General features: G+C 61.1%; 8 protein-coding genes. All 8 read left to right on the top strand.

Going from position 1 to position 12,147, the window contains the following annotated elements; all coding sequences use genetic code 11:
* The first annotated feature begins 5 nt into the window (after window positions 1–5).
* The 8 genes from E4O98_RS16390 to E4O98_RS16355 all read left to right on the top strand — a co-directional run bounded on the left by E4O98_RS16390 (window position 6) and on the right by E4O98_RS16355 (window position 12,143).
* Window positions 6–2,492: a TonB-dependent receptor gene (locus E4O98_RS16390; RefSeq protein WP_103735422.1), complete on the top strand. Its 2,487-nt coding sequence runs from the start codon at window positions 6–8 to the stop codon at window positions 2,490–2,492.
* A 432-nt stretch (window positions 2,493–2,924) separates the two neighbouring features.
* Complete coding sequence (locus E4O98_RS16385) at window positions 2,925–4,364, top strand: undecaprenyl-phosphate glucose phosphotransferase (RefSeq protein WP_078820826.1); 1,440 nt, start codon at window positions 2,925–2,927, stop codon at window positions 4,362–4,364.
* Window positions 4,364–5,824 (top strand): mannose-1-phosphate guanylyltransferase/mannose-6-phosphate isomerase, encoded by a 1,461-nt coding sequence (locus tag E4O98_RS16380; protein ID WP_148854469.1) that lies wholly within the window; start codon window positions 4,364–4,366, stop codon window positions 5,822–5,824. The genes E4O98_RS16385 and E4O98_RS16380 overlap by 1 nt, the downstream gene beginning before the upstream one ends.
* Window positions 5,824–6,735: a glycosyltransferase gene (locus E4O98_RS16375; RefSeq protein ID WP_078820824.1), complete on the top strand. Its 912-nt coding sequence runs from the start codon at window positions 5,824–5,826 to the stop codon at window positions 6,733–6,735. Before E4O98_RS16380 ends, E4O98_RS16375 begins: the two co-directional genes overlap by 1 nt.
* A 6-nt stretch (window positions 6,736–6,741) precedes the next feature.
* Complete coding sequence (locus tag E4O98_RS16370) at window positions 6,742–7,569, top strand: polysaccharide biosynthesis/export family protein (RefSeq protein WP_228309662.1); 828 nt, start codon at window positions 6,742–6,744, stop codon at window positions 7,567–7,569.
* A gap of 76 nt (window positions 7,570–7,645) precedes the next feature.
* Window positions 7,646–9,625 (top strand): exopolysaccharide transport family protein, encoded by a 1,980-nt coding sequence (locus E4O98_RS16365; protein ID WP_248127819.1) that lies wholly within the window; start codon window positions 7,646–7,648, stop codon window positions 9,623–9,625.
* Window positions 9,625–10,806: a glycosyltransferase gene (locus E4O98_RS16360; RefSeq protein WP_148854475.1), complete on the top strand. Its 1,182-nt coding sequence runs from the start codon at window positions 9,625–9,627 to the stop codon at window positions 10,804–10,806. The genes E4O98_RS16365 and E4O98_RS16360 overlap by 1 nt, the downstream gene beginning before the upstream one ends.
* The gene (locus E4O98_RS16355; protein WP_103735419.1) at window positions 10,803–12,143 is read left to right on the top strand and encodes a beta-xylosidase; all 1,341 of its coding nucleotides are present in this window, start codon (window positions 10,803–10,805) and stop codon (window positions 12,141–12,143) included. Before E4O98_RS16360 ends, E4O98_RS16355 begins: the two co-directional genes overlap by 4 nt.
* The last annotated feature ends 4 nt before the right edge of the window (window positions 12,144–12,147 follow it).

Genomic DNA, 12,147 nt, shown 5'->3' with positions numbered 1-12,147 from the left:
CGGTCATGCAAGCGTTCCCCTCCAAGCGTTCCCCCCTCAGACACGCCCTCAATGCCACTCTTCTTGGCGCGTGCGTGGCAGCCAGCGCTTTGCCGTATACCGCAACAGCCCAGGAACCCGGCAGCGAGCGCCAGGCCCGCGCCTGGAATATTGCGCCCGGGCCTCTGGCCGGCGCCCTTGATCAGTTTGCGCGGCAGGCCGGTATCAGCCTGTCGTATGACGCAGGCAGCGTGGCCGGCAAAAGCAGCCCGGGGCTGAGCGGCACCCTGGCCCCACAACAGGCCCTGAGCCAGTTGCTCCAGGGCCAGGGTTTGCAGGCGCAAAGCCAGGGCCAGAACGCCTGGTTACTGCTACCTCAGCAGCAAGCCGGCTCGGCGCTGAGCCTGGGCGCCACCACCATCACTGGTGATCGTCTGGGCGCCACCACCGAAGGCAGCGGTTCCTACACCACCGGTGCGGTGACCATCGGCAAGGGTGAACACAGCCTGCGACGCACGCCGCAATCGGTGAGCGTGATGACCCGCAAGCTGATGGATGACCAGAACATCACCACCATCGACCAATTGCTGGAGCGCACGCCGGGGATCACCAGCTACGAGTCGCCCATGGGCGGCAAGTATTTTTACTCCCGGGGCTTCAAGATGCTCGGTCAGTACCAGTTCGATGGTGTGCCGCTGGACATCGGCAAGGACTACATACAGGCCGACAGTTTCAGCGCGAATATGGCGATTTATGACCGGGTAGAGGTGCTAAAAGGCGCCGCCGGTATGCTCAAGGGCGCCGGCACCGCCAGCGGTGCAGTGAACTTCGTGCGCAAGCGGCCCCAAGCCACCCCGACCACCAGCCTCGGGCTGTCGGCGGGCACTTGGGATAACTACCACGCCGAACTCGACACCGGCGGCCCGTTGAACGACAGCGGCACGGTGCGCGGCCGTGCGTCGGTCAGCCAGCAGAATCGTGGCTCCTACATGGACCTTGCCAAGCGCCAGGACCAGGCGTTTTACGCGGCGCTGGACATGGATGTCAGCCCTGACACCACCCTAGGCTTCGGCGCCAGCTATGAGGATGTCGACGCCACACCGTGCTGGAGCGGCCTGCCGCGCTACCGCGACGGCAAAAGCCTCGGCCTGAGCCGCTCCACCTGCCTGGGCCAGGCCTGGAACGATTGGCAAAGCCAGCGCACCACGCTGTTCGCCGATCTGACCCATCACTTCAACGACGACTGGAAGCTCAAAGTCAGCGCCGTGCATAGCCGCAACCTGCAAGACATCAAATACGCCGCCAGCGAAAGCACCGTGGACTATGGCAACCCGGCCCCTACGCTCACCAGCTACGCCGCGCTGCTGGATTACGATCACAAGGACTACGGCCTGGATGCCTACATTGATGGTCAATTTGAAGCGTTTGGCCTGCAACATGAGTTGATCCTCGGCGCCAATGGCAGTCGTGGCACCCAGGACGATGTCTACGCGATCCGCAACCTGCCCCAGCGCCAAAGCGTTTTCAACCCCAACCACCACTTCCCGGAACCTGCCGACGATACCTTCTGGCCCAACATGTACCGTGGCGGCACGGTCAAGGAAACCGCCACCCAATACGGCGCCTACGCCACCTTGCGCCTGCGCCTGGCCGAACCATTGATGCTGGTTCTCGGCAGTCGCGTCAGTTGGTATGAAAACCGCCGTGAGTCCTTGAACCTGGCTTGGGGCGAGTGGGCCGACCAGGATGCACGCACCAAGGAAACCGGCGTGGTCACGCCGTTTGCCGCGCTGATCTACGACCTCAATGACAACCTTTCGGTGTACGCCAGCTACGCCGATATCTTCCAGCCACAAAGCTCCTACGCCACGGTCAGCGGTTCGGCGCTCAAGCCGAAAATGGGTGAGAACTATGAGCTGGGTATCAAGGGCGAATGGTTTGACGGGCGCCTCAACAGCTCCCTGGCGCTGTTTCGCGCCATCGAAAAAAACGCCGCCCAAACCGATTTCGAGACCCGCTGCGGCAGTTCCTCTGACGGCTACTGCTACACCGACACGGGCAAAGTTCGCGCCCAAGGGGTCGAGGCCGAGCTGAGCGGCGAATTGCTTGAACGCCTGCAAGTGTTTGGCGGCTACACCTACACGCAAACCAAGAACCTGAAGAACATCGACAGCGCAGCCGAAGGCGCGGTGTCCAACACCTACGTACCAAGGCATATGCTGCGTTTGTGGGGCGACTACCAGTTGGACGGTGCACTGTCAAAATGGACAGTCGGCGCAGGGGTCAACGCCCAAAGCAGCAACTACCGGTTGCAAACCATCAAACTGGAACAGGCCGGGTATGCGTTGTGGAATGCGCGCATTGCGTATCAGGTGGACGACACCTGGACTGTGGCGCTCAACGGCAACAACCTGTTCGATAAAAACTACTACCAGACCGTGGGTACCTCAGGCTGGGGTAATCTTTATGGAGAGCCGCGCAACCTCACGCTGAGCCTCAAAGGCAACTTCTAAACATCAGCAGTCCTTGCACCAGAGCCGGCAAGCCGGCTCTGGTTCGACAACCCCCCTTCCCCCGCCCTGCTTCTGTCAAAAAAAGCTTTTTTCGCTGGCAGGCAAATCCCCACGTTTGTTCCTACACTCCAAAAAGCCATCATCGATTCTCGATTTTTCTGAAAGCCCGGCCTCCCATGTCAATAAATCGTCATATCATGGGAGCCTCATGAGAGCCATTGAAGGCAAGGGCAAAAAAAGCCAAATCATTGACACGGAACCTCAAGGAAGCCACTATTTAGCCATCACTCCGTAAATTCCTGCGTCTGAACAGGCATTACGTATTACCCAGCAACTGCAGTTGTTCGATTTGCACCACTTGTAAAGCAAACCTGCCTTATGGATGAGCAAAACGAATAGGAACGTTCTGGTGGTGTATTGAGGATCTGATCTATGCGCGGTAAATCGTCGGTCGATAGCCTGTTTTTGACTCGTCCCGGTTTCGTTGAGTTTTTTGTCGTCTTCGTAAAACTGATCCACGGCCTCACTGCTGTGGTGCCGGCAATTATCCTGTTGTTCTACCCGGAACCCGTCGCCGAGCACATGCGCAACCACTACCTTGGCCTGCTGGTATTCTTTGCGCTCTTGACCATCATTCTGTTCCAGGCCCTGGGGGTGTACTCCGAGGATCTGTTCAGCAATCGCCTGCGTTTTCGCGTGATGCTGGTGGCCTGGGTCTCGGCGTTTTGCATCCTGCTGTTCATGTACCAGATCCTGCTGCTGTTCCCACAGTTGAGCCCACGCAACCTGGCGGCCTGGTTCTCCATGAGCCTGGTGCTGTTTGGCGTGGAGCGGATATTGATGCTGCGCCTGTATCGCCATTTGATGAAGAACGGCAAATTCTTGCAGCGTACGGTGATCCTGGGTTTTACCGAGACGGCGGTGCATGTGGCTGAACACCTGTCGCGCAACAGCGATATCCGTTCCGGCCTGATCGGCTTTATCGACGACCGTACCGAGCGCATTCCCAAGGAATTGAGCCGCCTGCCCTTGCTGGGCAATACCCGCGACCTGGAAAAGCTGATCCGCTCCGAACAGGTCAACCAGGTCATGATCACCCTGCCCTGGGCTGCCGAGCAGCGTATCAACGGGCTGGTCAAACGCCTGCGGCAGATGTCGGTGAACGTCATGCTGGTGCCCGACATGGCTGCCTTGCGTTATGGGCATAACCGCATCACCGATGTGGGCGGCATCCTGATGTTCAACACCTCGCAGTTGCCGCTGCGCGGCTGGTCACCCTTTATCAAGCGTTGCGAAGACCTGCTGCTGGCCAGCCTCGGCCTGTTGTTGCTGTCACCGGTGATGCTGGCGACGGCCATCGCGATCAAACTCGATTCCAAGGGCCCGGTGCTGTTTCGCCAGAAGCGCTTTGGCTACAACGACAACCTGATCCGAGTGTTCAAGTTCCGCTCGATGTACGTGGAACAGACCGACCTCAACGCCGAGAACCAGACCACACGCCAGGACCCGCGCATCACCCGGGTAGGCAGGATCATTCGCAAGACCAGCATTGATGAGCTGCCACAACTGTTCAACGTGCTGCTGGGCAATATGTCGATGGTCGGCCCGCGCCCCCACGCCACGGCCACCAAGGCCGCCGGGGTTCCGTTCGAGCAAGCGGTCAGCGAATACAGCTCACGCCACCGGGTCAAGCCAGGCATCACCGGCTGGGCACAGATCAATGGCTACCGTGGCGAGACCGACACCCTGTTCAAAATCCAGAAGCGAGTCGAATACGACCTGGAATACATCGCCAAATGGTCGGTGTGGCTGGATCTGTACATCGTTTTCATGACGGTTCCGGCCGTCCTTTCCACCAAGGAAGTTTATTGATGAACCCTCTTAACGGATTGATCCCGTGCATCATCTCCGGTGGTTCGGGCACGCGGCTGTGGCCGGTTTCGCGGCAGAACATGCCCAAACCCTTCATGCGCATGCGCGACGACCAGAGCCTGCTGCAAAAGACCTTCCTGCGCGCCAGCCACTTGCCGGGGGTGGAGAGCATCCTGACAGTGACCAATCGTGACCTGCTGTTTCGCACCCTCGACGACTACCGCGCGGTGAACACCCAGCGATTGGCCCTGGAGCTGCTGCTGGAGCCGTTTGGCCGTAACACCGCCGCCGCCATCGCCGTGGCCGCCTTGCATGTGCAGGAGCATTTCGGCGCTGAAGCGCAGTTGCTGGTGATGCCCGCCGATCACCTGATCCTGGATGAAACGGCCTTCGCCCAAGCGGTAGAAAAAGCCCGCGCACTGGCCGAGGCCGGTTACCTGGTGACCTTCGGCATTCAGCCTGACCGTGCCGAAACCGGCTTTGGCTATATCGAACAAGGCGCAGCGTTGGAGGCCGGGTTTCAGGTCCGGCGCTTTGTCGAGAAGCCCGATCTGGCCACCGCCCAAGGCTATCTGGACGGCGGCAAGCACCTGTGGAACGCCGGCATGTTCTGCTTCAAGGCGGCCAGCCTATTGGAAGAATTGGCCAGCCACGCCCCGGCAGTGCTGGACGCAGCCAAGGCCGCACTCGAGCACAGCCAGAGCCTGCAGAACAGCAGCAGTCGCCAGCGTGAGCTGAGCCCGGAAGGTTTCGGTACCGCGCCGGACATCTCCATCGACGTGGCCCTGATGGAAAAATCCGCAAAGGTCGCGGTCGTGCCCTGCAACATTGGCTGGAGCGATATCGGTTCCTGGGAAGCGCTGCGCCAACTCACCCCCAGTGATGACAATGGCAACCAGATCAATGGCGAGGCGATCCTGCACGACGTGCATAACTGCTACATCGACTCGCCCAAACGGGTACTCGGTGCAGTGGGCGTGCGTGACCTGATCATCGTCGACACCCCGGACGCACTGTTGATCGCCGACGCGCACCGCAGCCAGGACGTGCGCTATATCGTTGCCGAACTCAAGCGCCAGAATCACCCGGCGTTCAGTCTGCACCGCACGGTCACCCGCCCGTGGGGCACCTACACGGTGCTGGAAGAAAGCACGCGCTTCAAAATCAAGCGCATTGTGGTCAAGCCCAAAGGTTCGCTGTCCCTGCAAATGCACCATCACCGCAGCGAGCATTGGGTGGTGGTCAGCGGCGCAGCGATGATCACCAATGGCGAGCGCGAAATCCTGCTCAATATGAACGAGTCCACCTATATTCCCGCCGGCCACAAACACCGCCTGACCAACCCCGGCATCATCGATCTGGTGATGATTGAGGTACAGAGCGGTGAGTACCTGGGCGAAGACGACATCGTGCGTTATGACGACATCTACGGCCGCGCGCCGGTGGAAGAGAAACCCTGATGCGCACGTCCCTGATCATCCCCACCCGCAACGCGGCCAGCCATCTGGACCGCTTACTGCCGGCGCTGCGCATGCAAACCCTGCAACCGGACGAGATGCTGGTGGTCGACAGCGCATCGAGCGATGACACCGTGGCGCGCTTTCGCGAGTTTGGCGCGCGCGTGGAGGTGATTGATGCCCGCGACTTCAACCACGGCGGCACTCGGCGCTGGGCCAGTGAACAGGTGGGCGGCGACGCTTTGATCGTCATGACTCAGGACGCAATCCCCGCCACGGCCGAGACGTTCGCCAACCTGATCGCCGAATTGCAACTGGAGCCGCTCAATGGCGTGGCCTATGGACGGCAGCTGCCGCACCCCGGTGCAGGGGTGCTGGGGGCACAGTCGCGGCACTTCAATTACCCGGCGGCCAGCCGCAGCAAAAGCCTGGCCGATGCACCGCAGCTAGGGATCAAGACCTGCTTCAGCTCCGACTCGTTTTCGGTGTACCGACGCAGCGCCCTGCAGGCGGTGGGTGGTTTTCCCCAGGATGTGATTGGCAGCGAAGACGCCTACGTCGCCGCACGCATGTTGCTGGCCGGCTACCAGGTGCGCTACGCCGCCAGTGCGCAGGTTTATCACTCCCACGATTACCGCTTGCTGGACGAGTTCAAGCGCTACTTCGATATCGGTGTGTTCTACGGCCGCGAGGCGTGGATTCGCCAGGCGTTCGGCGACGCCGGCGGCGAAGGTAAGCGTTATGTGCTGGCCGAACTGCGCGCATTGCGCGAGGCGAACGCGCTGCACCGTGCGCCAGAAGTAGTAATGCGCAGCGCCTTTAAATTGCTGGGTTATCGCCTCGGCCACCTTGAACGCCACTTGCCCAACTCGCTTAAACGGCGTCTGGGCATGTTTTCCACCTACTGGACTTGAGCCGTCATGAAGACTACCAACCGACGTTCCCGTCTTACCCTGCTCAGCCTCTTGAGTGCCTCAATCTGGCTGGCGGGCTGTTCGACCCCTGCGCGGGTGCCGCTTCCTGACAACAATACGCTCAAGGCCGGCCATCAAGCGGCGCTGACCCTGGCCGACCTGCCACCACCCCAGGTGCTGATCCAGACCGGCGACTCGCTGCGGATCGTGCGCGACGCCCAGGAACCGGCGGCGGCCGATGACATGACCGTATTCGTCGTGCGCCCCGACGGCGTGATCTCGGTGCCCAATATCGGCCGGGTCAAGGCCGCCCTGCGCACGCCCGAAGACCTGGGCAAGGAAATCACCGAGAAGTACAAGCGCATCTACCGCGAACCCGCGGTGACGGTGAACATCGCCAGCGCACCGAGCAACAAGGTGTTTATCGGCGGTGCGGTGTCTAACCCGGCGTTTTTCGACCTGGCCGGCAACGTCAGCGTCGAGCAGGCACTGCTCAGTTCCGGTGGTGTATTGCCCTCGGCGGATGCCTCCAACGTGGCCTTGCTGCGCACCGGGCCAGATGGCAAGTACAGGACGTACTTCATCAGCCTGGAGAGCATGTTGACAAACCCCAATCACCCGCGGGTGGCGTTGCAGCGCGGCGATTTGATCTTCGTGCCGCAGTCGGGCATCGGCGCGACGGTGGAGGCCGTGGATATGTACTTTACGCGGCTGTTTCCGATCAACAAAGGGATTGGCGTGGGCTTTAACTACGACCTCAACGACAGCGGCGTGAAGAACAGCGGAAACACGACCAACAACATCGAAAAAATCAACATCCCAGGGGTGCCTTAGCAATGGAACGCATCTCTGGTAGTTCGATGCATGCACCTGCGCCCTATCTTCACCTCCCTATCAATGGAGTGATCCTGTGATCGAAATCCGCTCTCTTCGCGACCTGCTGCGGCTGTTTTTCATCTACCGCCGCGAATTCAAACTGGCAGTGATCACCACGATCGTCGTCGCGGTGCTGGGTGCCTTCCTGTTGCCGGCTCGCTACGAGTCCGACGCGCGCTTGCTGGTCAAGCCGGGGCGGGACAACACCACCTTGCCGATCGAAGCCGCCAACCGCCAGACGCTGATTGCCCCGAGCACCCAGCACGACCCGATTGTCGACGAAGAAAAAATGCTCACGGGCCGGCCCATCGTGCATATCGTTGCCGAGCGCTATATGGCGATGACCTCCGAGCCGCCGCAGGGCTTCTGGAAGGTCACCAAGTTCTACATCAAGAAGGGCCTTGGCGAAGTCATCAACGGCGTGCGCAGCGTGCTGCAGTTCGTAGGCCTTGCCGAGAAGCAAAGCCCGCTGGAGCGCCTGGCGACCTCGCTGGAGAAGAACTTCAAAGCCGGTCACGAGCCGGGTTCTTCAGTGATCGAGATTTCCTTCACCTGGGACGACCCGGCTGTGGCGCAAAAAATCGTCGAGGAATGGGTCAACGCCTACCTTGAGGAACGTGCGCGGATTCTCGGGCGCAAGAGCCTGCATACCTTCTACGAAACCGAACGCGCCAAGGTGGCGGAAAATATCCAAAGCCTGAAGGACCAACTGCAAGGCCGTTTGAAGCAGATCGATTCGATCAGTGTCGATGCGCGCCTGAAGAACCTCACCAGTCAGATCGACCGTGTCACCGACGCCAAGGTCAGCGCACAAAACCAGATCTCGGGCATTCGCAGCCTCCTGGCCAACGCCAGCCAGCAGATCAAGAGCCAGCCGGCAGACGTGGTGACGATGCGCGAAACCAGCCTCAATCCCACCCAACTGGACCTCAAGCGCCAGCTCAATGCGCTGCAAGTGGAACGCGCACGCCTGTTGCGCACCTACCTGCCGGGCACGCCGCAGGTCAATCAGATCGAGCAGAACATCCGCGACATCGAAGCCCTCAGCGCTCAGGAGGCTACGCGCCTGGAACGCTCGCAAAACACTGCGCCCAACAGCTTGGTGATCAACGTTAAGCAGCAAGTGATCGACGCACAATTGCAAGAGCGCAAACTGGCCGGGGAGATCGAGAACTACGACAAGACCCTCGCCGAACTGCGTGACCAGCGTGACAAGGCGATGACCGATGAGCCGGAACTCAACAAGCTGAGCCAACAACTGCGCGCCGCCGAAAAAAGCTACGCCTTGTACTCGGACAATCTTGAACAGGCGCGTATCGACCACGAACTGGACAACAGCCAGATCAGCAACATCGCGCTGATCGAACACGCCACCCTGAACCCGTCACGTGTGTTTCCCAAGAGCCTGCTGATTCTGTTGTTCGCCATTCCCGCCGGCGTAGCCGTGGGCTTTTTGACCATTTATGTGCTGTACCTGCTGGACCAACGTATCCACGATGGCACACGCTTGCAGGAGATGTTCCAGGTGCCGCTGTGGAGCAGCATCCCCGACGTGCAAGACGCCACGCCGGCCGCCGTCACCGCCAGCCTCTATCGCCTGTACAGCCTGCTGCCCCTGGAGCGCATCGCCAGTGAAGGCTTTGCCCTGGGCCTGACCTCGGCGCGGCATGGCGAGGGCGTGACGTTTATCATCGAGCAGCTCAAGCGCCTGCTGGAAGAGCGTGGCCACCGCGTCTCGGTCGACGGGGCGAACGCGCCCACGGCGGGTGAAGTGCTGTTGCTGGACGCCTCGGCCTTGTCGTCCAACCCGCAGGCCTTTTTGACGCTACGCCGTGCCGACCAGATCGTGCTGGTGATCGAAGCCCGCACCAGTACCGTACCGACCATCGAGAACGCGGTGTCGCTGCTGACCACCGCGTTCGGCAAAGTCGACGGCATGATCCTCAACCGCCGCCGCTTCGAAGTACCGGCCAAGGTCCTGGCGCGGATCAACAGCTGGCGCGGTGCGGCCTGATGCGTATTGCATTGCTGGCACCTCTGCCGCCGGAGCAGACCGGAATCGCCGATTACGCCGCGCATTTGCGCAACGCGTTGATCGAACTGGGCCTTGAAGTGGTGACCCCCCTCGCGGGTTGCCAGGACCTGGCTGAACAGTTGCGGCGCTTGCAAGCCTTTGACTGGCACGGTGTGGACCTGGTCCATGCCGAATTGGGAGGTGGGCGCTTCGGTGAGTTCCAGGCGCTTGACTACCTGCGTCGGGCACACCCACAACTGCCGTTGACCGCCACGGTGCATGACCCGGAGCGCTTGATCTGGCGCCGGGCCAAGCTGTTTTTCCCCTTGACCCTGCTCGAACGCCTGCCCCACCCGCTGCCCCAGGCGGCGGCGCTGCTGGCCGACCCGCTGACCTTGCACGAAGAACGACGCCTGGCCAAAGGTATGCGCCGGCTGATCACCCTCACCCGCCTGGGAGGCGACTGCCTGCGCCAACGCATGGGCCTGCGCCCGCAGCAAGTGGCGGTGATTGCTCACGGCAACCTGCCCATCGCGCCCCAGGACTTGCCGCCGCTTGCGCCGCTGCGTCTGTTGTATTTCGGCTTTATCTATCGCGGCAAGGGCATTGAAGATCTGCTCCAGGCCCTGGCCCAGTCACTGGCCGCTCACCCGCAATGCCGAGGCCAGGTGCGCCTGACCCTGGCCGGCGGCACCGCCCCGGAAATGACCTTCGACCCGGCCGGCAACTACCTCGACGGCCTGCGCCAACAGATCAGCGCGCTGCACCTGGAGGATGTGGTGGACTGGCAGCTGGACCTGCCATCGGCGCAGATCGCCTCTACGATCCAGGCGCACCATGTGATGGTGCTGCCCTACCGTGAATCGAAAAAACTCGGTTTCCTGGGACAGATGCGTGGCACCAGTGGCGCGCTGTCGTGGGCCAATGCCTGCGGGCGCGGGGTGATCACCTCCAATGCGCGTGCCTTTGCTGAAGAGGTGGCCGGCGGCAATGGCATCACCTATCAGCAGGGCGATATCGATTCCTTGAGCAACGCCTTGAACCGCTTGATCCTCGACCCGCAGCAGGCCCGGCAATGGGCTGCCCGGGCAGCGGAAATCGGTCACCAACGCCAGTGGGCCACCACGGCCCAACGTTTTGCCGAATTATTTCGGGATGCTTGTGAGGAGCCGTTGCGATGAATATTTCATCTGTTCGCCCGATGTGGCGCTATCTGCCGCTGGTGCTGGCAATCGCCGTGGGTGGCGCCCTGCTGTCGAGTGAGAAAGTCGATGCGCAGCCGGTGAATCTGGCCCCGGAGCGCACTGTGGTATGGAAGGACTTCCTTGGCGTGAACGCGCACTTTCTGTGGTTCACGCCCGAGCAGTACCGCCAGCAGATCAAGCAATACAAGAAACTTGGGTTGCAATGGGTGCGGGTCGACCTGCACTGGGATCGCCTGGAGCCCACAGAAGACGGTTATCAACTCAGCACCTTCGATGAACTGGACCGCACCCTGAGCGCTGAAAAAATCCGCTCGGTGTTTTACCTGGTGGGCTCGGCGCCCTTTATCACCACCGCCCCCAAGGGCGCGCAGTTCCAGGACCAGTATCGCCCGCGGGACCCCGAAATCTACGCGCTGCGCCTGGCACTCCTGGCCAAGCGCTACCCCAATATTGATGCCTGGCAGGTGTGGAACGAGCAGAACCTGCCGAACAACTGGCGCCCCAAAGTCAACGCCAAGGAGTACGGGCAATTGTTATTGGCCAGTCACCAGGCGTTGAATATTGCTGCGCCCGGCAAACTGCAGGTCATGGGCGGCATGGCGTACTACAGCCAAATGCCGCCGCGTGGCAAAACCCTGATGTTCGAAGCGCTCGGCGCGCTGGGCGTGCAAAACCTGGGCATGGTCGCGGCCTATCACCCTTATTCGATGACCCCGGAAACCGATGAACCGGGCAAGAACGAAGTGCTGCTGCGCGGCGATCAACTCAATACCATGCTGCACGGCGCCGGGATCAAGAACGTATGGGCTACCGAGTGGGGCTGGTCCAGCTATGCCGGCCCCAAGGAGATGCAGGACCTGATCGGTATCGACGGGCAGGCCGACTACACCTTGCGCCGCCTGGCGTTGATGGCGTCCCAGGACTATCAGAAGATTTTCCTGTTCGCGCTGTCCGACCTCGACCAACGCGCCTCGCCACGCGACCAGCATTACGGCCTGCTGAACCTGGACGGCGAACCCAAGCCGGTATACACCGCCCTCGCCCGCTTCCTTGAGATCACCGGCCCCTCCCTTAAACCCGGCACCACGCCCAAGCTTGAGGATGTGCCGGACAGTTTCTACAGCGTGGCCTGGACTCGGCCTGACGGAAAACACTTGTTGATGTACTGGAGTGCCAAAGGCAGCAGCATCAGCCTGCCGGACATCAAACACGCAGAACTGCTGGACCCGCTGACCGGAGCCCGGCAGCCCCTGAACGACGACAACGGTATTCGCCCAGCGGTGAAGCCGAGTTTGCAGATACTGGTGTGGTAGCCCC

This window comes from Pseudomonas sp. W2Jun17 (assembly GCF_023127795.1).
GTDB classification, from domain to species: Bacteria; Pseudomonadota; Gammaproteobacteria; order Pseudomonadales; family Pseudomonadaceae; genus Aquipseudomonas; species Aquipseudomonas synxantha_A.
This window is presented reverse-complemented; position numbering and strand designations above follow the sequence as displayed.